The sequence below is a fragment of the uncultured Cetobacterium sp. genome, assembly GCF_947072685.1.
In the GTDB taxonomy this organism is placed as follows: domain Bacteria; phylum Fusobacteriota; class Fusobacteriia; order Fusobacteriales; family Fusobacteriaceae; genus Cetobacterium_A.
The window spans coordinates 23,269-43,785 of record NZ_CAMTIK010000003.1 but is presented as its reverse complement, the minus strand read 5'-3'; the positions used below and the strand labels follow the sequence as shown (position 1 = coordinate 43,785).

The 20,517-nt window shown below is 30.2% G+C and carries 20 protein-coding genes and 1 other RNA gene; 13 read left to right on the top strand and 8 right to left on the bottom strand.

Annotation, left to right across the window (positions count from 1 at the left end; translation table 11 throughout):
• Window positions 1–82 precede the first annotated feature (82 nt).
• The 5 genes from Q0V67_RS01580 to Q0V67_RS01560 all read left to right on the top strand — a co-directional run bounded on the left by Q0V67_RS01580 (window position 83) and on the right by Q0V67_RS01560 (window position 4,425).
• Window positions 83–1,105, top strand: coding sequence for a low specificity L-threonine aldolase (locus tag Q0V67_RS01580; protein WP_297596379.1), 1,023 nt, complete (start codon window positions 83–85; stop codon window positions 1,103–1,105).
• Window positions 1,106–1,254: 149 nt separating this feature from the next.
• A complete protein-coding gene (locus tag Q0V67_RS01575) occupies window positions 1,255–1,752 on the top strand; it encodes a PTS glucose transporter subunit IIA (protein WP_297596377.1) in 498 nt (165 codons plus the stop codon).
• 90 nt (window positions 1,753–1,842) lie between these two features.
• A complete protein-coding gene (locus tag Q0V67_RS01570) occupies window positions 1,843–2,685 on the top strand; it encodes a fumarate hydratase (protein WP_297596375.1) in 843 nt (280 codons plus the stop codon).
• Window positions 2,679–3,224, top strand: a complete 546-nt coding sequence (locus tag Q0V67_RS01565) for a Fe-S-containing hydro-lyase (RefSeq protein WP_297596520.1) — start codon at window positions 2,679–2,681, stop codon at window positions 3,222–3,224. The genes Q0V67_RS01570 and Q0V67_RS01565 overlap by 7 nt, the downstream gene beginning before the upstream one ends.
• A 25-nt stretch (window positions 3,225–3,249) precedes the next feature.
• Window positions 3,250–4,425 carry a malic enzyme-like NAD(P)-binding protein gene (locus tag Q0V67_RS01560; RefSeq protein WP_297596373.1) on the top strand — a complete coding sequence of 392 codons (1,176 nt, stop codon included), beginning with the start codon at window positions 3,250–3,252 and terminating at the stop codon, window positions 4,423–4,425.
• 30 nt (window positions 4,426–4,455) lie between these two features.
• Here Q0V67_RS01560 and Q0V67_RS01555 read toward each other — a convergent pair whose 3' ends face one another.
• Window positions 4,456–5,760 carry a hemolysin family protein gene (locus Q0V67_RS01555; RefSeq protein ID WP_297596371.1) on the bottom strand — a complete coding sequence of 435 codons (1,305 nt, stop codon included), beginning with the start codon at window positions 5,758–5,760 and terminating at the stop codon, window positions 4,456–4,458.
• Window positions 5,751–6,584, bottom strand: a complete 834-nt coding sequence (gene dapF / locus Q0V67_RS01550; protein ID WP_297596369.1) for a diaminopimelate epimerase — start codon at window positions 6,582–6,584, stop codon at window positions 5,751–5,753. The genes Q0V67_RS01555 and dapF overlap by 10 nt, the downstream gene beginning before the upstream one ends.
• 173 nt (window positions 6,585–6,757) lie before the next feature.
• Here dapF and Q0V67_RS01545 point away from each other — a divergent pair, with 173 nt between their 5' ends.
• From Q0V67_RS01545 to ffs, 4 genes are all read left to right on the top strand, one after another.
• Window positions 6,758–8,347, top strand: coding sequence for a ClC family H(+)/Cl(-) exchange transporter (locus Q0V67_RS01545; RefSeq protein WP_297596367.1), 1,590 nt, complete (start codon window positions 6,758–6,760; stop codon window positions 8,345–8,347).
• Window positions 8,348–8,425: 78 nt separating this feature from the next.
• Window positions 8,426–9,151, top strand: a complete 726-nt coding sequence (fabG, locus tag Q0V67_RS01540) for a 3-oxoacyl-[acyl-carrier-protein] reductase (RefSeq protein ID WP_297596366.1) — start codon at window positions 8,426–8,428, stop codon at window positions 9,149–9,151.
• A gap of 63 nt (window positions 9,152–9,214) precedes the next feature.
• Window positions 9,215–10,483: a hypothetical protein gene (locus Q0V67_RS01535; RefSeq protein ID WP_297596364.1), complete on the top strand. Its 1,269-nt coding sequence runs from the start codon at window positions 9,215–9,217 to the stop codon at window positions 10,481–10,483.
• Between the two features lie 58 nt (window positions 10,484–10,541).
• Window positions 10,542–10,641: signal recognition particle sRNA small type (gene ffs / locus Q0V67_RS01530), an RNA gene on the top strand.
• A gap of 91 nt (window positions 10,642–10,732) precedes the next feature.
• Here ffs and efp read toward each other — a convergent pair.
• Genes efp through Q0V67_RS01515 form a run of 3 tightly spaced genes read right to left on the bottom strand, consistent with a single transcriptional unit; the run spans window position 10,733 to window position 13,430 of the window.
• Complete coding sequence (efp, locus tag Q0V67_RS01525) at window positions 10,733–11,296, bottom strand: elongation factor P (protein ID WP_297596362.1); 564 nt, start codon at window positions 11,294–11,296, stop codon at window positions 10,733–10,735.
• Between the two features lie 11 nt (window positions 11,297–11,307).
• On the bottom strand, window positions 11,308–12,471 hold the full coding sequence (earP, locus tag Q0V67_RS01520; RefSeq protein WP_297596360.1) for an elongation factor P maturation arginine rhamnosyltransferase EarP: 1,164 nt from the start codon (window positions 12,469–12,471) through the stop codon (window positions 11,308–11,310).
• Complete coding sequence (locus Q0V67_RS01515; RefSeq protein ID WP_297596358.1) at window positions 12,471–13,430, bottom strand: NADH:flavin oxidoreductase; 960 nt, start codon at window positions 13,428–13,430, stop codon at window positions 12,471–12,473. Before Q0V67_RS01515 ends, earP begins: the two co-directional genes overlap by 1 nt.
• A 178-nt stretch (window positions 13,431–13,608) precedes the next feature.
• Between Q0V67_RS01515 and Q0V67_RS01510 the strand changes: the two genes are divergently transcribed.
• The 4 genes from Q0V67_RS01510 to Q0V67_RS01495 are packed head-to-tail and all read left to right on the top strand — an operon-like array spanning window position 13,609 to window position 17,141.
• Window positions 13,609–15,231, top strand: coding sequence for an ATP-binding cassette domain-containing protein (locus Q0V67_RS01510; protein WP_297596356.1), 1,623 nt, complete (start codon window positions 13,609–13,611; stop codon window positions 15,229–15,231).
• 56 nt (window positions 15,232–15,287) lie between these two features.
• Window positions 15,288–15,821, top strand: coding sequence for a chromate transporter (locus Q0V67_RS01505; protein WP_297596355.1), 534 nt, complete (start codon window positions 15,288–15,290; stop codon window positions 15,819–15,821).
• Window positions 15,818–16,351 carry a chromate transporter gene (locus Q0V67_RS01500; protein WP_297596354.1) on the top strand — a complete coding sequence of 178 codons (534 nt, stop codon included), beginning with the start codon at window positions 15,818–15,820 and terminating at the stop codon, window positions 16,349–16,351. Before Q0V67_RS01505 ends, Q0V67_RS01500 begins: the two co-directional genes overlap by 4 nt.
• Window positions 16,352–16,376: 25 nt before the next feature.
• The gene (locus tag Q0V67_RS01495) at window positions 16,377–17,141 is read left to right on the top strand and encodes a sulfite exporter TauE/SafE family protein (protein WP_297596353.1); all 765 of its coding nucleotides are present in this window, start codon (window positions 16,377–16,379) and stop codon (window positions 17,139–17,141) included.
• Window positions 17,142–17,165: 24 nt separating this feature from the next.
• On the opposite strand, the gene Q0V67_RS01490 is transcribed toward Q0V67_RS01495, so the two are convergent.
• The 3 genes from Q0V67_RS01490 to gltX form a co-directional block, all read right to left on the bottom strand.
• A complete protein-coding gene (locus tag Q0V67_RS01490; RefSeq protein ID WP_297596352.1) occupies window positions 17,166–18,476 on the bottom strand; it encodes a TOPRIM nucleotidyl transferase/hydrolase domain-containing protein in 1,311 nt (436 codons plus the stop codon).
• An 18-nt stretch (window positions 18,477–18,494) separates the two neighbouring features.
• Entirely contained in the window at window positions 18,495–18,878 is a 384-nt protein-coding gene (locus Q0V67_RS01485; RefSeq protein ID WP_297596350.1) for an ankyrin repeat domain-containing protein, read from the bottom strand.
• A gap of 94 nt (window positions 18,879–18,972) precedes the next feature.
• Window positions 18,973–20,481 carry a glutamate--tRNA ligase gene (gltX, locus tag Q0V67_RS01480; protein WP_297596348.1) on the bottom strand — a complete coding sequence of 503 codons (1,509 nt, stop codon included), beginning with the start codon at window positions 20,479–20,481 and terminating at the stop codon, window positions 18,973–18,975.
• Between the last annotated feature and the right edge of the window lie 36 nt (window positions 20,482–20,517).

The following is a 20,517-nucleotide window of genomic DNA, read 5'->3' as shown; positions in this document are numbered from 1 at the left end:
GTATTTTTAATTTTTTTTGCTTTTTAGCAACAAAAAAAATATAATAGATTGGAGTGAATTTTAATAGTGGGAGGAAGTATTTATGAAAAAATCTTTTGCAAGTGATAATTATAGTGGTGTGCATCCTAGAATTTTAGAAAAATTATCTGAAATCAATACAGGACATGTTTCAGCTTATGGTGCTGATGATATTACAAAAGAGGCCATCAAAGAGATTAAAAATATATTTGGAGATGTTGAGGTTTTCTTTGTTCTCAACGGTACCGGAGCTAACGTTCTATCTTTAGAAGGACTTAAAGGCAAAGCATCTGCTGTTATTTGCCCAGAGAGTGCTCATATTGTACAAGATGAAACTGGAGCACCCTCAAAAATAACTGGAATGCAACTTTTAACAGTGCCAAGCAATAACGGTAAATTAGATTTAGAAGAAGCTATGAAATGGATGTCTTTTAAAAATAATTTTCATAAACCAAATGCCGATATTATCTCTATCAGTCAAACAACTGAATTTGGAACCATCTATAGTTTAAATGAGATTAAAGCTATCTCTAAATTTGCTAAAGAACACGAAATGCTTCTTCATATGGATGGTGCTCGAATTTCTAATGCTGCGGTTGCACTAGGTTGCTCTTTTAAAGAGATGACTGGAGATTTGGGGGTTGATGTTTTATCTTTTGGTGGAACAAAAAATGGGCTTATGTTTGGGGAAGCTATTATTTTCTTCAATAAAGAACTGGCTAAAAACTTTGAATGGATTAGAAAACAAAATCTTCAACTTTATTCTAAAATGAGATTTTTGTCCGCTCAATTTATTCCATATATCAAAGAAAATTTATGGTTTGAATGTGCTCAGAATGCAAATAATATTGCTAAATATTTAGAAGAGGAACTCATTTCAATTGATATTCCTATAACAAACCAAGTCTTAGGTAATGCTGTTTTTGCTATCCTTCCACCTGCAATTATTCCATCTTTACAAGAACATTATCATTTTTATATATGGAATGAAAATAAGCATGAAGTGAGACTTGTTACCTCATTTGATAGCACAAAAGAGGATGTTAACAACTTTATAAAAAAAATTAAAGAATTACTAGGAAAATAAATATTTCGTATGATATAATTTATTTATAGTACGAGAAGTTTTCTTTTATTCTTTGTATGCTTTTTTAAAAAAATAATATTGATTTAATGAACTAAATGTGAAATAATATTACATATATTTCGCATTTTAATTCGAAAGGAGATTTGATTATGGGATTGTTTGATTTCTTTAAAAAGAAAAAAGAGGACGAGTGGTTTAATATCTATTCACCATTAAATGGAAAAGTTATTCCTCTAAGCGAAATACCAGATGAGGCTTTTTCACAAAAAATGATAGGGGATGGATGTGGAATTGATCCAGCTGAAGGCTCTATTTGTGCACCTGTAGCTGGAGAAATCGATATTTTTGCAACTAACCATGCTGTTAGTTTTGAAGTTTCTAATGGACTTGAGTTGATTGTTCACTTTGGAATAGACACAGTTAAATTAAATGGCGAAGGATTTACTAGAATTGCTGAGCCTGGATCAAATGTTGAGGTTAAAGACGAACTTATTAAATATGATTTAGCTTATATCAAAGAAAATGCTAAATCTACTAAAACTCCTGTTATTATTGCTAATATGGATGTTGTTGAAGCTATTGAAGTAGTTGCTTCTGGCAATGTCAATATAGGAGACCTTTTAATGAGAGTTAAAATCAAAAAGTAATTTTTAAGAAGGTGCCTCTTTGTTTTTTATAAAGAAGGCACCTTTCTTACTAAATAAAAAAGCATCACACGGATTTTTAAGGAGGAGAAAATGAGAGTACTAGATTTAAATTTAGTTACTGATGAGGTAGCTAGACTTTGTATTGAGGCTAACTATTTTATTGGTAGCGATGTTTTAAACAAAATTAAAGAATGTCAAAAGACAGAAACAAGTGAATTGGGGAAAGTTATTTTAGGACAAATCATTGAAAACGATGAGATCGCAGCAAATGATAACGTTCCTATGTGTCAAGATACTGGTCTTGTTGTTGTATTTTTAGAAATTGGAACAGAAGTTAAGATTGATGGGGATATCTATGCTGCTGTTAATGCCGGAGTGGCAAAAGGTTATGAAGATGGGTATCTTAGAAAATCTGTTATAAGACATCCTTTAGATAGAGTTAACACTCAAGATAATACTCCTGCTGTTATACATACAAAACTTATTCCTGGTTCTGACAAAGTTAAAATAATTGTTGCTCCTAAAGGCGGAGGTTCTGAAAATATGAGTGCTTTAAAAATGTTTAAACCAGCCGATGGAGTTAAAGCAATCAAAGAATTTGTTATTGATACAATTAAAAATGCCGGAGGAAATCCTTGTCCCCCTATTGTTGTGGGTGTTGGAATCGGTGGAAACTTTGAAAGATGTGCTGAGCTTGCAAAAGAATCTCTATTAAGAGAGATTGACGATATAAATCCAGATCCTATTGCAGCAGCTTTAGAAGCTGAGCTTTTAGATTTAATAAACAAGACTAATGTTGGACCACAAGGTCTTGGTGGGAAAACTACTGCCCTTGCCGTTAAGGTTGAAACTCAAGGCTGTCATTTCGCTTCATTACCTGTTGCTATTAATTTAAACTGCCATGCTGCTAGACACAAGGAGGTTACATTATGATCAAACTAACTACTCCATTGAGAGATGAAGACATAAAAAATTTAAAATCTGGGGATGCAGTAACTATCACCGGAATTATATATACAGCTAGAGATGCTGCGCATGCTAGACTTGTTAAACTTTTAGAAGAGGGAAAAGAACTTCCTTTTAATCCAGAGGGACAAATAATTTATTATGCTGGTCCTACTCCAGCAAAACCAGGACAACCTATTGGAAGTTGTGGTCCAACTACAAGCTATAGAATGGATTCTTATTCTCCTGCTATCTTGGATCAAGGACTAAAAGGTATGATTGGTAAAGGATCTAGAGATCAAAAAGTCAAAGATTCTATCGTTAAAAATCATGCTGTTTACTTTGCTGCTGTTGGTGGTGCGGCTGCTCTTATAGCTAAATCTGTTAAAAGTAGTGAAATTATTGCTTATGAAGATTTAGGGGCCGAAGCTATTAGAAAATTAGAAGTTGTTGATTTTCCAGCTATTGTTATAAATGACTGTGAAGGTAATGATCTTTACACTATTGCTAGAAATAGTTCAAAATAAATTTAATTTAAAGGGGTAATATATTATGTCTACAGTTTTTGAAAAATCATTGGAATTGCACGAAACTCATTTAGGTAAAATTGAGGTTATCTCAAAAGTTGCTGTAACAAATAAAGAGGACTTAAGTTTAGCTTATTCTCCTGGTGTAGCAGCTCCTTGCTTAGCTATTAAAGAAAATATTGAAAATGTTTACAAATATACATCAAAAGGAAATATGGTCGCTGTTGTTACCGATGGGTCTGCTGTTTTAGGACTTGGAAATATAGGACCTGAAGCTGCTCTTCCTGTTATGGAAGGAAAAGCTATTCTTTTTAAAGCGTTTGCAAATGTTGATGCTTTTCCAATATGCTTAGATACACAAGATACTGAAGAGATTATAAAAGCAGTGAAACTGATTGCTCCTGGTTTTGGTGGTATAAACTTAGAGGATATTTCTGCTCCTAGATGTGTTGAAATTGAAACAAGACTTAAAAATGAACTTGATATACCTGTTTTTCACGATGATCAACACGGAACAGCAATCGTTGTCGTTGCTGCTCTTATCAATTCATTCAAACTTGTCAACAAATCTTTTGAAACAGCCAAATTCATAGTTAGTGGTGCTGGGGCTGCTGGAAGTTCTATTATAAAACTACTGATTAAAATGGGAGCAAAAGATATAGTTGTTAACGATATTGATGGTATCATTAATAGAGATGACAATAATAACTATAACTTCTTAAAAACTGAAATTTCAGAAATTACAAACCCTGAAAACATTAAAGGTGGACTTTCAGAAGCTGTCAAAGGAAGAGATGTATTTATAGGTGTTTCCGCTGCTAATATCCTTTCTACAGAAATGGTTAAAAGTATGAATACTGATGCTATTGTATTTGCCATGGCTAATCCTAGTCCTGAAATTATGCCTGAAGATGCTATTGCTGGTGGTGCAAAAATCGTAGGTACTGGAAGATCTGATTATCCAAATCAAGTTAATAATGTTTTAGCTTTTCCAGGTATATTCAGAGGTGCCTTAGATGCTAAAGCTAAAAAGATTACCGAAGAGATGAAAATTGCTGCTGCAGTTGGAATTGCTAAATTAGTTTCTGATGATGAGTTAACTTCAGAATATGTTATCCCAAATGCTTTTGATTCTAGAGTGGCAACTGTTGTTGCTGATGAAGTAAAAAGGATTGCTAAAGAACAAAATATCACAAGATAAAATAAAAACGGTTAGCTCTGCTAACCGTTTTTATTTTATATCCTCATCAACTTCATTTTCTTTTTTTTCTTTTTTTATAACAAGTAGTTGGTCTATTTTAAAATTATCTACATCCACCACTTCAAAACTATAATCTGCATACTCTATAAAAGCCCCTTTTTTAGGAATGCTTTTTAACATATACATCATAAACCCTGCTATTGTTTCATAACTATCCTCTTCTGGAAACGATTCTATTTCAAGAGCTTTCTTTACATCCTCTACAGCTGTAACTCCATCTATAAGCCAAGATCCCTCTCCTCTTTTTATAATATACTCCTCTTGCATCGGATAGACAACATCTCCCATCAATGTTGAAACAACATCATTTAAAGTTATCACTCCAACAACATGTGCATACTCATTTAATATAACCGCGAAATCCTCTCTAGCTTCATTAAATCTATCTAACATATCAGACAAAGTAAGTGTATTTGGAATTATCAGTATATTTCGGATTGTTATCTCTTTTATGTTTTGAAGTCCACTTAACTCCCCTTTTAAAATTCTTGGCAAAATATCTTTAGATCCCACGTATCCATATATTGAGTCTATATCACTTTCACAAACTAAAAATTTTGAATGAGGATATTCAGCAATCTTTTGCTTTATACTATCTTCAGTTTCTTCAAGAGTAAAATAAATAATTTCATCTCTTGTTGTCATCGCTGATGAAACCCATCTTTGCTCAAGTTCAAACACATTCTCAATCAAATGATGCTCTTTTGTATGTACAACTCCCGCTTCTGCTCCAGCATCTACCATTGCAAAAATATCATCGTGAGTTATCATATCCTCTCTTGAACTCGGTGTATTAAAAATTTTAAATACTGAGTTTGCAGTCCCACTGAATACCCAAACAATCGGAGTTAAAAATTTTATAGTTAAAGTCATTGAATTAACCAATGCCATCGCAGTTGACTCTGGATAAACCATTGCCAATCTTTTTGGTATTAAATCGGCAAATTCTATAAATGCACCCGTTACAAATGTAAATGATATTAAAAATACAAGTGTTGGATTACTTATATAATTATTTATAATTGGTGATAATATTCCATCTCCAATTATACCTGCTAATATTGCAACAATATTCAATCCTATTTGAACAGTTGTAAAAAAATTCCCCGGATTATTTTGTAAATCTAAAACTTTTTTTGCTTTTTCATTTCCTTCATCTACTAAAAGTTGAAGTTTTATTTTTCTGGCTCCTGCTAATGATATCTCTGCCATAGAAAAAAATGCACTTATTAAAATCAAACAAAGTATTGATATTAATTTTCCTGTTATTCCCATATAACCTCTCCTTTAAATATAGTTTCTGCCATTCCTGTCATAAATATTTCATTTCCAGTTTTAAGTTGAATTTTTAGAATTCCCCCCTCTGTTTCCACATTTACTTTTTCTTCTACCAATCTTAAATGATTGGCTATAAATACTGCTGAGCAAGATCCTGTTCCACAAGCTAATGTCCTTCCAGCTCCTCTTTCCCAGGTCTTTATCTTTATATTATTCCTATCTATCACCTCAATAAAATTTACATTTATCTTATTCGGAAAAATATCCATTTTTTCTATCTCTTTTCCAAATTTGTTAACTTCAAAATTTTCTAAATCCTCACATATTACTATTAAATGTGGAACTCCTACCAATACTGCTGAAATTGTAAATTCCTGTCCTAAAACTATTATTTTTTCATTTAAAACATGCTCTTTTTCTATCAAAACAGGTATATCTTTAGAATTCAACCTAGCCTCTCCCATAAAAATAGTAATCTCTTTAACTATTTCACACTCTATATTTAAATACGCTATTTTTATTCCATCTCCTGTTTCTATTTTTATTTTTTTTTTATTCACTAACCCCTCATCATAAATAAATTTAGAGAAACACCTAATCCCATTCCCACACATCTCTCCTCTTGAACCGTCTGAATTGTAATAGACCATTTTTATATCAGCTATTTCACTGGATTCAGCTATCATTATCCCATCTCCACCAACACCATAACGTCTATTACAAAGGGTTTTTGCCATTTTAGAATAATCTCCATAACTATTATTTATCCCATCAAATAATAGAAAATCATTTCCTGTTCCCTGCATTTTATTAAATCTCAAATCAATCACCTCTTCAACTAAAAAATTATGTCTATTACCCTATATTCTACCTTATTGTTTCATTTAAAGCAAGCACTTGTAATTTGTTTGATTACACTTTACTTTTATTGTGTTTTATGTTAGTATTTCTCTTGGTATTGTTTAAATACTTAACACATAAACAGGGAGATTTTATGAATAAAGAAAGAGAAATCAAAAATCACGTCGAACTCCTTCACAAAGGAAACAAAGGTTTATACGCCCTTTCGATACTTGTTGGTATTACAACTGGTATAACTGTTTCTGTTTACAGATACGGTTTAAATTTAGCTGGAAATTTAAGAGAACATTTTCTAACAAAAGATGTCCTTTCAAATCCTTCAAAATTATTTTTTATATGGACTATATTTATAGCTATCGGTATTTTTGTTGACTATTTAACGCGAAAATTTCCTGTGACGGGTGGAAGCGGTATTCCTCAAGTTAAAGCACTTATGCTCAAAAAATTAGACTATCTATTTTGGTTAAAAGAATTTGGTGTTAAATTCTTAGGTGGTTTATTAGGAATTGGTGCGGGGTTATCTTTAGGAAGAGAAGGCCCATCTGTACAGCTAGGTTCTTACCTAGGATACGGGTGCTCTAAAATTTTTAAAAGGGACTATACTGATAATAAATACCTTGTAACTGCTGGATCTAGTGCTGGACTAGCTGGAGCTTTTGGTGCTCCACTGGCTGGAGTTATATTTAGCATGGAAGAACTACATCGTTTTTTTTCTTCTAAACTAATTGTTTGTACTTTTTTAGCAAGTATTTCATCTAACTTCATAGCTAGAAGAATATTTGATATGAATCCAGCATTTAGCCTAGCTGTAAAATATCCTTCTGATGTTAATCCATACCTACAATTTGCTTTGTTTATTATATTTGGTATTGTATTGGCATTTTTTGGAAAATTCTTTACCGTTTCATTGACTAAATCACAAGATATTTTTAAAAATATAAAACTGCCTAGAGTCATTAAAATATCTTCTATTATGACACTTTCGTTTATTATTTGTTTTATTATGCCTGATATGGCAGGTGGAGGTCATCATCTTGTTGAGGGACTCCCTTTTAAAAATCAGACTATTTTATTTTTAATATTTATTTTTTTTATTAAATTATTTTTTACTACAACATCTTACGCCACTGGATTTCAAGGTGGAATTTTTTTACCGATGTTAGTTCTTGGAGCTGTTTTAGGAAAAATATATGCACTTATATTGATATCTATTTTTAATTTTAATCCAGAATTTATTATACATTTTATGATTTTAGGTATGGCAGGATTTTTTGTGGCCGTTGTCAGAGCTCCAATTACTGGTATAATTCTTATATTAGAAATGACCGGTAGTTTTGATCATCTTTTGGCTATTGCAACAGTTTCAATCGTTGCTTACTACATAACTGAACTTCTAAAATTAAAACCTATTTATGATATTCTTTATGAAAGAATGCCTAAATTTGAATCTGAATATGATTTAGAAAATGAACACCATGAACATCTGGAAAAAACACTTATTTGTATTCCCGTTGCTGCTGAGTCAAATTTTGATGAAAAGTTTATTAAAGATATTAGTTGGCCTAAAAATACTCTTGTCGTTGCCATTCGAAGAGGTGAAAGTGAATATATTCCAAAAGGAAGTACTAAAATTTTAGCAGGAGATGTTCTTGTTTTACTCCTTCCTAAAAACCAAGCTAATAAAATTAATGAAGATTTATTCAAAATGGGAACAGTTCATTGAGGTTAAAAATAATTTATTGACTTTTTTAAGAAATGATTATACTATTAAATGACACATGTATTTTATAGGAGGTCTATTATGAATAGAATAGAAGGTAAAATTGCCTTAGTTACTGGTAGTGCTAGAGGGATAGGGAGAACAATCGTTGAAAAACTTGCTTCTGAAGGTGCTGAATTAGTTATCTCTTGTGATATGGGAGATACAACTTTTGAACAGACGAATGTTAGACACGAAATTTTAAATGTAACAGATAGAGAAGCTATTAAAGAACTTATTAAAAGAATAAAAGATGAATTTGGAAGAATTGATATTCTAGTTAATAATGCTGGAATAACTAAAGATGGTCCTTTTATCAGAATGAGCGAGGATGCTTGGGATGCTGTAATCAATGTTAATCTTAAGGGTGTTTTCAATGTAACTCAAGCTGTTGCACCTTTGATGACAAAAAATAAAAAAGGTTCGATTGTTACAATTTCATCAGTTGTAGGTTTATATGGAAATATTGGCCAAACTAACTATTCTGCTACAAAAGGTGGGGTTATTGCTATGACAAAAACTTGGTCTAAAGAGTTGTCTAGAAAAGGCGCTCAAGTTAGAGCTAACTGTGTAGCTCCTGGATTTATATCTACTCCTATGACTGATATTTTACCAGAAGATGTTATACAAGGTATGCTTGATAGAACTTCTCTTGGAAAGCTTGGAATGCCTGAAGATATCGCAAATGCTGTTTTATTCTTGGCAAGTGATGAGTCTTCATATATAACTGGGCAGACGATCGAAGTTAGTGGTGGATTAGCTTTATAATTAAAAAATAATTTTAAAGCAAGAATAGCTAATATTCTTGCTTTTTTTATTTAGGAGGATTTTATGAAAAAAAATAATATTTTAACTTTTTCAATACTTATACTGTTTTTACTTTCTTTTGTTCTTGGAAAAGATTTTTATATTAAAAATCTTTTAACACAAAATTTATCTAAATCTTTTAACCAAAACATAGAGATTCAATATGCTCATCTCAATATTTTTTCTCAGAAAATAACTTTAAAAAATACAACTTTTAAGAAAAATCATATTTTAATAAAAGATGTTAATTTCACAATTGATTTTAAAGATATTTTGAGCAACAATATAGTTATAGATACCCTTAATTTAAATGGAATCTCTCTAATTGAGGCTCCTATAAAGAATAAAGAAGAGATATCAACAAGTGATAATACCACGGGATATTTTTTCAAAGAAATTGAAAAAAAAGTTGCTTTAAAAGATAATTTTTCTAAAATAGTTTCTGCAAAATTTAACAAATCTAAAATTATCAACTCAGTTTCTGAAAATTTAATAGATTTTTTTATTACAAATACAGACTACATCGATATAGTTATTCAAAAAGAAATAAATCTACATTTGAAAGATGATATTGTTGGTCTCTCAACTTTTTATAAAGATATTTTTCAAAATTTAGAAAATGAAAAAGCTAATCCTACAATCCAGAAAAATATTGATATCAACAAAGTTAATTTTAATGGAAATATTAAAAATATTGATTTTGATGGATACATAGAAAATTTGTCTAATAACTTTTCTAAGGTTTCTATTTCACCTCTAAAAATCAATATTTCTCAACAAAATGCTAAAGGAGAAATTTTTGGAGATATTGATTTAAATCTTTTTAATAGCTCCATTTACTTTAAAATATTCAACTTTGATTTAAGAGAATTCCCTATTTTGTCGAAGTATGTTTCTCAAGGTAATATCTCCTTTGATCAAATTATTTCTATGAATAAATCTGTATTTTCTATAAATGGTTCCGCAGATATTTCAAATCTTGAAATAAAAAAAGAAGATATTATTAATAGTTTAAATACTACCAATTTAAACAAAAGTATCTTAAAAAATATTATTTCATCGAGTGAGCCTAACCTAAACAATATCTTTATTTCCAATAATTTCTCAACAAATTCAGAAATTATTAGTATTAAAACATCTTTACCAAATCAATTGAAAAGTTCATTAATTAAAAATAGAATTGAAATAACTAAATCTTTTGAAAAAAATATTGAAACTCATCATAAAGATTCTTTTGAAGAGAAGAAGAGTAGTTTTAAAAACTTTTTTAAAAACATCAAAGATATTTTTTAAAATTTCTACTTGTATTTAAAGTTTTTTAATGATATAATTACTCTAGTCACAAGCGTTGTGGCAGGAGCCTTATGGCGGATTATTATCGAACCGTGTCAGATCTGGAAGGAAGCAGCACTAAGGTATATAATCCGGGTATAAGATTACTCTTGTTACATCCTTGTGGCTTTTTTTATATGTATTATATTACTAGTAAGTGTATCTTACAAAAAATAATAAAAGCCAGATTAAAAAATCTGGCTTTTTATTTTATCTTTTTATTCTCTCTACATACTCATTTGATCTTGTATCAATTTTAATCCACTCATCTTGCTCTACAAATAGAGGAACTTGAATTTCAAATCCTGTGTTTATTTTAGCTGATTTAAGAACTTTCCCTGAAGTATCTCCTCTTAATCCTGGCTCTGTATAAGTTATTTGTCTCTCAACAAATGTAGGTAACTCTACTGCAACTGGAGTTGACTCATAGTAAACAACCTCTAATTCCATTCCTTCTTCTAAATAGTTTAAAGCGTCTCCTAAATCCTCATCTTTTAATTCGATTTGATCCCAAGTTACTGGATTAGAGAATACATAAAAATCTCCATCATTATAAGAGTATACTGCTTTAACTTTTTCAAGTCTGATATCATCCATTTTATCGTCAGCTTTGTAAATAGAATCTGATATATTTCCATTTAATAAGTTCTTCATTTTGTACTTCATCATAGCTGAGTTTCTTCCTGATTTGTTATATTCTGCTTTTAGAATTACATATGGTTCGTTTCCGATTCTTACTGTACTTCCTGCTCTTAATTCTTGAGCGTTTTTCATAATTAAACCTCCTAATATTTTAAAATAAATCTATTTAATTTATCTATAAGATTACACTTAGAAATAATAAACTCTGAGTATTTTTCAGAAAATTTCTTAATCTCTTCAAAATTTTTGAAAAAATCATTGAAATTCTCAGAACCAACCTCAAAAGAATTACTCTCTCTGAAATTATAATCTTTTAATAGCCCTGCATATTCCTCTAAAAAATTTATATCTTCCTTTTTTAGAACTTCTTTAAATCTATCTATAAACCCTTCTATTTTATCCATATGTGCTAACTCATTCTGTAAATAAATATGCCATACAAAAGGTTTTCCTGCCAACAATGCACGGACAAAAGAGTCCTCACCTCTAACAAAATTATAATCAACTATATTTATTAACTCTTCATATTCCTCTTGTTCTAAAAACGGCATAAATTTAATTGTTATATTTTTTATCTTATAAATTTCATTATCTAATTTTACAATATCTATTTTTTTAAATAGCTCTAAAAAACTAGTTTGACTTTTCTCTCCTAATATCAATAGAAAATTCTCTTTCCCATTATTTATCAAAGCTTCTATTAACGGAGAAAAGTTTTTTTCATAGCTAAAGACTGTTCCCAATAACATATCTTTATAATTTAAGCCTTTTAAATATTTTTCTAAATAGATCTCTTTGTTTAATAAAACTTTATTTTTTCTTTCTAAAAAAAGACTGTCCACAACTACTCCACCTGTTTTTTCAGTAAATCCAGGCATGAAGAAATATTTCTTTAATTTAGGAGCTCCCATCTGGGATTCCATCAAATGAATATCCTCTATCCATTTTTCTCCTGAGAGATATTCTAAATTTATTAGAAGAGAGGATTCTGTCTTTGCTTTTTCTATATACACCTCTAAAACATTACATCCAAAGGCCTCTATTATAACATTTGCAGGAGAAAAAGTACATATATTTTTAGCCAAAAAACCCTCTGTGAGATAAATAATATTGTCTATTTCTTGATATTCAATATTCTTTGCTTTTTTATTTATTTCCAGAAATTCATCAAGCCTATTTAAAATAACCCTTATTTCAACTTCATCTCCATGAACTTTTTTCATTTCTTTTGCTAATCTATAAACGACTCCAACATCTCCATAATTATCTATTATTTCACAGAAAATATCTAAACTTTTTATTAACATCAATTCACCTTTATTCCTGTTCTTCTAAAATAATCTTTCTTTGCATGTTGAACCCAATTAGGTCTAGCAATCATAGCCCTTCCAATTGCTACTAAATCCAACAGTTCATTTTCTATTAAATAACTTGCTTGTTCCTCTGTCTTTATATTTCTTACACCTATAACAGGAATTCTCACATGTCTTTTTACCTCTACCCCCATATAAACAACCCAATCTAATGGAAACTCTTTTGGAACGTCCACCTTTTCTAATTGTTTTTTTTCTGGATCTGGAACTCCAGAAGATACATGTATTAAATCTACTCCTATCTCTTCTAAATATTTAGCAATTTCTATTCCATCATCTAATGTCGGTTCATTTCCTCCCATTCTATATCCCAGAATAAAATCATCACAAAACAGCTCTTTTGTTCTTGTAACTAATTCTTTTGTAAAAAACATTCTCTTTTCAAAATTTCCCCCATATTTGTCTTCTCTTCTATTCCAAAGTTTCGAATTTAGTTGAGATATTAAATAAGTATGAGCTCCATGTATTTCTATCCCATCAAAACCAGCCTTTTTAGCCCTTTTAAAAGCTAAAATAAATTTTTCTAGAATATCATCCAATAATTCCTCTGAAACTGTTGCAATTTCATCTTTAAACCCTGCATGATGAATTTGAATTAGCATTGGGACACTATATTTTTTTCCTATTTCAGCTATTTTAGAAAGTCCATCTATAAAGGAGTCATCCCAAATTCCAATCTGATTCTCCCTTAGTTTTCCATCTTCAGAAACACAGCTCGCCTCAACAATTATAAGCCCCGTTTCTCCCTCTGCAACATCTTTATACCACTCTAGAAGTTCACCCGTAACATATCCATCTTCTCCTACCATTGAAAACCTAACCAGTGGCGGTAATACAACTCTATTTTTTAACTCTATATCTTTTATCTTTAAAGGAGTAAATAAATTTAACATTTTTCCTCTCTTTCATTTAATTTTTATATTGTATTTTATCATAATTTTAAAAAAAAAGAAAATATAATATATTTCCTATTCTTAAAATTCATGGTATAATATTAAAGATATATGGTAAAAAAAATACGTGGTTAAAATTAAATTAATATTATATAAATGTTTAGGAGGAAATTTTTAAATGATAGCAACTAGCAATCTTGGTATGAGATTTTCTGGTAGAAAGCTTTTTGAGGATGTAAGTGTTAAATTTACACCTGGAAATTGTTATGGACTTATTGGTGCTAACGGTGCTGGAAAATCAACGTTTGTAAAAATTCTTTCAGGGGATCTTGATCCTACTGAGGGAGAGGTAATATTTGATAAAAAGAAAAGAATGGCCGTTCTTCAACAGGATCACTTCTCTCATGAAGATGACTCTGTTATAAATGTTGTTTTAATGGGTCATACAAAACTTTGGAAAATTATTGAAGAGAGAAATGAAATCTACTCTAAAAGTGAATTTTCTGATGAAGATGGTATGAGAGCAGCTGAACTTGAAGGTGAGTTTGCTGAATTAAATGGTTGGGAAGCTGAAACGGAAGCTGAAATGCTTTTAACTGGACTAGGAATCCTTGCTGATTCTCACTATAAATTAATGAGAGAATTAAACGAACCTGAAAAAGTTAAGGTTTTACTTGCACAAGCTTTATTTGGAAATCCAGATGTTTTACTATTGGACGAGCCTACAAATGGACTTGATATTCAAGCTATTTCTTGGTTAGAAACCTTCCTAATGAGCTTAGAGGATACCACAGTAATCGTTATATCACACGATAGACACTTCTTAAATAAAGTGTGTACTCACATTGCTGATATCGATTACGGAAAAGTTAAGATGTATGTTGGTAACTATGACTTCTGGTATGAGTCAAACCAATTAATGCAAACATTAATTAATAATAAAAATAAAAAATTAGATCAAAAAAGACAAGAACTTCAAGAGTTTATTGCTAGATTTAGTGCTAATGCGTCTAAATCTAAACAAGCGACATCTAGAAAAAAACAACTTGAAAAATTACAACTTGAAGATATGCAAATATCTAATAGAAAATATCCATTCATTGAATTCAAACCTGAAAGAGAAGCTGGAAACAATCTTCTTAGAGTTGAGAATCTTACAAAAATTGTGGACGGAGTTAAAATTCTTAACAATGTATCGTTTACTATAAATACTAACGATAAAGTTGTATTTATATCTCAAAATGATATTGTTAAAACTACTCTTTTCTCTATACTTTCTGGTGAGATGGAAGCTGATAGTGGAGAGTTTACATGGGGAGTTACAACTACTCATGCATATATGCCAAAAGATAACACAGCGTTTTTTGAAAACCCTGATTTAGATCTTATTGACTGGTTAAGACAGTATTCACCTGATCAACATGATGTTTTTGTTAGAGGATTCTTAGGAAGAATGCTATTCTCTGGAGAAGAAGCTACTAAAAAATCTAAAGTTCTTTCTGGAGGAGAAAAAGTTAGATGTATGTTATCTAGAATGATGCTAACTAATGCAAATGTTTTATTATTTGATAACCCTACAGATCATTTAGATCTTGAGTCTATCACTTCTTTGAATAAGGCTTTAACAAGTTTCAAAGGAACTATTCTATTTGGAGCACACGACCATGAATTTATTCAAACTGTTGCAAATAGAATCATTGAAATTACTCCTAGCGGTATTGTTGATAAGTTAGTTGAGTACGATGATTATATTGCCGATGAAGAGTTACAAGAAAAAATAAAAGAGATGTACAACGTTTAATTTATAAAAGAGCAGAGGTCATATGACCTCTGCTTTTAATCCATAAGGGGGTTTTTATGTTTGAACTTTTTTTTACTTTTTTTAAAATAGGTTTATTTACTTTTGGTGGGGGATATGCTATGATTCCTCTAATTGAAAGAGAGATGATGTACAATAAAAAATGGATTGATAAAGATGAACTTCTTGAAATTATCTCTATTTCTCAAATGACTCCTGGACCTATAGCAATAAATGCAGCTACTTTTATCGGTAAAAAAAAACTAGGTTTTTTAGGTGCTCTTGCTGCTACTATTGGTGTTGTCACTCCATCTTTACTTGTCATTACTATTATTTCAGCATTTTTTTCTCAAAGTTTTTTAAATCCTATCATGCAAAAATTGTTTATTGGCTTAAGAGCTGGAATTGCTGCTCTTATTTTATCCTCAGTTCTAAAGCTATCTAAAAATACACTTGTAGATTTTTTTAGCTACTCTGTTTTCTTTATATCATTTATAGGTTTAATATTTTTCAATATCTCTCCTATTCTTCTAATTTTATTTTTTGGAATTGGTTCAATTGTTTTTTTTAGCTTTTATAAGGGGGGACAATGATTTATTTTATACTTTTTTATGAATTTTTTAAAATTGGGATGTTTTCTTTTGGTGGGGGACTAGCCATGCTGCCACTTATGCAAAATGTAGTTTTTAAACACGGTTGGCTAACTGAACAACAATTTTTAGATATTATCGCTATCTCTCAAGTTACTCCTGGACCTATCGCAATCAATACAGCAACTTTTGTTGGTCATCAAGTTGCCGGAATTCCTGGAGCTATAACAGCTACTTTCAGTTCAGCTTTACCATCTTTTTTAGTAATTTTAATTGTTGCTACAATATTTTATAAAATTAAAAATAATCCCAAAAAAGAATTTTTTTTCAGAGGTGTTAAACCCGTAACATTAGCCTTAATAGCCTTTGCAGGAATTATCATTGCTAAGCCAACTTTTTTAGTTGATAACTATCTTCAAAGTTTAAAAGCATCATTTATTTTTATTTTGGTTCTATTAGGGATTAAATATATCAAAATAAATCCGATTATTATTTTGATAGCCTCATCTTTTCTCGGAATATTTTTATTTTAATCAATATATCACAATGGAGGTCTCAATGTTTTTTACTTATTTTTTAACAGCAATAACTGCTACAATTTTGGGTTCATTAGCGGGTTTAGGGGGAGGAGTTATTATTAAACCTGTTCTTGATGCTTTCGGCCATTACGATCTTTCTACAGTTGGAATTCTATCATCTATTACAGTTTTTTTCATGGCCGCTGTTTCAACTTTTAAACAAATAAAATCTGGTTTTAAAGTTGAAACTAGTATGATTGTACTTTCCCTCGGATCTATTTTAGGGGGTGGAATTGGGAGTAAAATATTCGATTTGTTTTTAACTTTTTTTAGTGATCAATCTACTGGCAAGGGAATTCAAGCTATTATAATCGCTGTTTTATTGCTGGGGGTTTTATTTAAAAATCAACTTCCTAAGTATTCTATAAAAAATAAAGCTCTCATCTTTACAGCCGGTCTTTTTTTAGGTACTATTGCATCTTTTTTAGGAATAGGTGGGGGTCCAATAAATGTGGCTATCCTTATTATGCTTTTTTCATTTACAACTAAGGAAGCTGCTGTTAGTTCTGTTTTCATTATCTTGTTATCTCAGCTTTCAAAAATTCTTCTGATTACAATCAATACTGGATTCGCTGCATATAATCTTGAAATGTTGCCTTTTATGGTTGTGGGGGGAATAATAGGTGGATTGATTGGAGCTCAATTGAATACAAAATTAGAAAGTACACATATTGAAAAAATTTTTAATATTTCTATTATTTTGATTATTTTTATAAATATTTTTAATGCCTATAGTGTATTTTAGTAAATAGAGACTAGACAATAGTCTCTATTTATATATTTTCTTTATTTTATCCTGTAGTTGAATCGGAAGGTTATAATCATCTTCACTTATTTTTTGAAGAGTAAAATATGGTTTGTTTTTATAATTTTTTTTCTCTCTATCTTTTGAATATATCTCTTCTTCAATATCATTTTCAAACTCTATATAGTTTCCTATATACGTATTTATCATTTTTCTAATTCTTTTATTTTTATCATTTGAACTCTCTAACTCCATTTCATTTCTCCAAAGATGGTTATCCTTATCATAAACAGCTACATATGGTATTCTGTAAGCATTTAAAATCTTTATGAATTGTGGAATTGTACTCTTACTACCGCACTCGACTATAGAGTAATTATAATTATAAATCTCTAATTTTTTTGCTAGATATGATATCGCAATTTTATCTGTTTGCCCTTCTACAAGAATAACTTTTTTAGCAAAAAACATCTCTCCTCTATCTGGATTTATCCAATAGTTCATATTAAAATTTTTAATCTCATCCCCATTAAAAAGTTGTCCTGTATGCTGAAATACTATAACCTGCTGTCTTACTTTTTTTACAAGACATATAGATTTATATTGCTTTAATCCTACAAAATAACTCGAATGTGTTTCTATAACTATTTGAATACCTATATTGGATAGCTTTATTAACTGAGAATATAGTTCTCTACTGATTTGAGGATTTAAATGTAGTTCCGGTTCTTCGAAAATTAATATTGTGTTATCTAGTATATCTTGTTGTTTGTTTGGATAACTTTTCAATTCATTCAATGTATTTTTTAAGAAACTAAATAACACTCGTCTTTGAAGACTTGGAGATGATCTATTTTTATCTAAAAATTCTATTTTACCAGCTAAGTCATTCAATATTTTAAAATTTTTAGTTTTATTCATATTCAAAATATCTTTTATTTTTATCAAAGACTCCTTTACTTCCATCTCTTTAGATGAAATCTTTATAACTTGTGTTGTGGAAAACCTCGATTTAAACTCCTCTTTATTTAACTGTTTTTCAATCCCCCGATTTATATAGAAATATTTATCTTCTAAATCTGTATTTTTTATAAATTTAATTGTGGAAAACCCCTCTGTTTTATCAAAAAATTTTATTTTTATCTCAATTTCTTTTGTTTTATCTTTAAAATCTGACTTCTCTACCTCATAAAATCCTAATCCTGCTGATAAGGCATTTATTATGCTCGTTTTACCATGATTGGACTCCCCTATAAAAATCATCATTTTTTCAAAACTTAGAGTTAAAAAATCTATACATTGCCAGTTTTTAATCGTAACTTTTTTTATATCCATAGCTCACTCCAACAAAAATTATTTTAAAATCTCTATTATATTATCTATTTCTATAATATCCATATTTTCCTTTAAATAATTAGCTTGATCTAACGGTGCCATTCCATAAGCATTTTGTTTTCTTATATCAGCACCCATATCTTTTAAAAATTTTACCATTTTGATATCTTGATTAAATACAGCTAGATTTATTGCAGTATTCCCCCCCATTGGCTCTTGAACATCTATATCTGCACCATTCTTTAGAAATAATTCTACTATTTTAATATTTCCTAATAACACAGCTTTATGAATTGGGTATCTATACTCTCCCGCTCTATCATTTACATCTACGCCTTCTTTTAATTTTTCTTCCAATTTTTTAAAATTTTCATTTTTTAATGCATTTTTAAATTCTATCATTTTCCCCTCCAAAAATCTTTTTTATATTCTACCCCTAATCACTTTTTTTGTATATAAAAAAGTCCTCAAATTTGAGGACTTTTGTTTTAATATCTTAAATATTATATAATTTTTTCATTCTTTCTATTCTAGCAAGAGTTCTTTCCTTCCCTATAATAGAAACTAGATTGAATAGATCCGCACCTTTTGGCAATCCTGTAAGTACTGCTCTTAAAGGCATATATACCTTTCCAGGTCCCTCTCCTATTTCATCTAATGTTTCTTTTAATAACTCTTTTGCTCTTTCAATAGAGATTTCTTCTTCAGAAGCAACTATTTTTTCTTGGAATAAATTTATAGCTTTTTTCCCAATCTCATCTTGAATTACTGTATAAAGTCTTTCAATTCCTTTAACTTCTTTTTTATCTGTCTCTTCAGTTACTACTGGTAATGAATATTCATCTTTAAAATAAACTTCAGATTGCTCAACTATTTCTTTCATTGTTTGACACCCTTCTCTTAAAATGTCTACTATTCTTGAAATTGTATTGAACTCTTTTTCAGATACTTGCTCAGTTATAAGCCCTGCATTCTTAAAGAACGGCAAAGTCAGCTCTGTTAATTCTTTTAAGTCCTTCATTCTCATGTGCTGATTATTAACCCAACCTAGCTTAACTAAATCAAATACTGGCCCTCCTAAAGAAACTTTATCAATATCAAAATTCTCTTCAAATTCCTTTAATGTAAATATCTCTTTATTTTCTCCAAATGAGTATCCCATTAATCCTAAGAAGTTTACGATTCCCTCTTTTAAATACCCTTCTTCTTTATACCAATTTAATGATACTGGATTTTTTCTCTTAGAAATCTTTGTTCTGTCTGAGTTTCTAAGAAGAGGCATATGTATAAATTCTGGCTCTTGCCATCCAAATGCCTTGTATAATTGGATGTGTTTAGGTGTTGATGCAATCCATTCCTCTGCTCTTATAACATGAGTTATATTCATTAAGTAGTCATCCACAACATTTGCAAGATGATAAGTTGGATATCCATCTGCTTTTAATAGAACTTGGTCATCTATCTTATTATTTTCAAATACGATATCTCCTCTTAGTCTATCTTTAATTATTGTTTCTCCCTCATAAGGCATCTTTAATCTTATTACATAAGATTCACCAGCAGCTAATTTAGCTTCTACTTCTTCTTGAGTTAAAGATCTACAGTGTCCATCATAACCTGGAGCTTTTCCCATAGCTTTTTGTCTTTCTCTTAATTTTTCCAATCTATCTTGTGTACAGAAGCAGTAGTACGCTTCTCCTTTATCTACTAATCTCTTCGCATACTCCCCATACAGGTGAAATCTTTCCGATTGTCTATATGGACCTACTGGTCCTCCTACATCCGGTCCCTCTGCATAGTCCAGTCCTAACCACTTTAAAGCATCAAATATCATTTGCTCTGATCCATCAGTGTATCTATTCTGGTCTGTATCCTCTATTCTTAATATAAAGTCTCCACCATTTTTATAAGCAAAAGCTAAGTTGAATAACGCAATATAGGCTGTTCCTACATGTGGATCTCCTGTTGGAGAAGGTGCGATTCTTGTTCTTACTCTTCTTTCCATTATAATCTCTCCCTTTTTTGTAATTTGTACCCTATA

Coding starts and splice junctions, on each gene's coding strand:
- gltX (WP_297596348.1), bottom strand. CDS start 20,481: ATGGAAAGAAGAGTAAGAACAAGAATCGCACCTTCTCCAACAGGAGAT.
- earP (WP_297596360.1), bottom strand. CDS start 12,471: ATGTTAATAAAAAGTTTAGATATTTTCTGTGAAATAATAGATAATTAT.
- Q0V67_RS01580 (WP_297596379.1), top strand. CDS start 83: ATGAAAAAATCTTTTGCAAGTGATAATTATAGTGGTGTGCATCCTAGA.
- Q0V67_RS01570 (WP_297596375.1), top strand. CDS start 1,843: ATGAGAGTACTAGATTTAAATTTAGTTACTGATGAGGTAGCTAGACTT.
- Q0V67_RS01490 (WP_297596352.1), bottom strand. CDS start 18,476: ATGGATATAAAAAAAGTTACGATTAAAAACTGGCAATGTATAGATTTT.
- Q0V67_RS01500 (WP_297596354.1), top strand. CDS start 15,818: ATGATTTATTTTATACTTTTTTATGAATTTTTTAAAATTGGGATGTTT.
- Q0V67_RS01560 (WP_297596373.1), top strand. CDS start 3,250: ATGTCTACAGTTTTTGAAAAATCATTGGAATTGCACGAAACTCATTTA.
- Q0V67_RS01495 (WP_297596353.1), top strand. CDS start 16,377: ATGTTTTTTACTTATTTTTTAACAGCAATAACTGCTACAATTTTGGGT.
- Q0V67_RS01485 (WP_297596350.1), bottom strand. CDS start 18,878: ATGATAGAATTTAAAAATGCATTAAAAAATGAAAATTTTAAAAAATTG.
- Q0V67_RS01535 (WP_297596364.1), top strand. CDS start 9,215: ATGAAAAAAAATAATATTTTAACTTTTTCAATACTTATACTGTTTTTA.
- Q0V67_RS01575 (WP_297596377.1), top strand. CDS start 1,255: ATGGGATTGTTTGATTTCTTTAAAAAGAAAAAAGAGGACGAGTGGTTT.
- efp (WP_297596362.1), bottom strand. CDS start 11,296: ATGAAAAACGCTCAAGAATTAAGAGCAGGAAGTACAGTAAGAATCGGA.
- Q0V67_RS01515 (WP_297596358.1), bottom strand. CDS start 13,430: ATGTTAAATTTATTTACTCCTTTAAAGATAAAAGATATAGAGTTAAAA.
- Q0V67_RS01505 (WP_297596355.1), top strand. CDS start 15,288: ATGTTTGAACTTTTTTTTACTTTTTTTAAAATAGGTTTATTTACTTTT.
- Q0V67_RS01555 (WP_297596371.1), bottom strand. CDS start 5,760: ATGGGAATAACAGGAAAATTAATATCAATACTTTGTTTGATTTTAATA.
- fabG (WP_297596366.1), top strand. CDS start 8,426: ATGAATAGAATAGAAGGTAAAATTGCCTTAGTTACTGGTAGTGCTAGA.
- Q0V67_RS01545 (WP_297596367.1), top strand. CDS start 6,758: ATGAATAAAGAAAGAGAAATCAAAAATCACGTCGAACTCCTTCACAAA.
- Q0V67_RS01510 (WP_297596356.1), top strand. CDS start 13,609: ATGATAGCAACTAGCAATCTTGGTATGAGATTTTCTGGTAGAAAGCTT.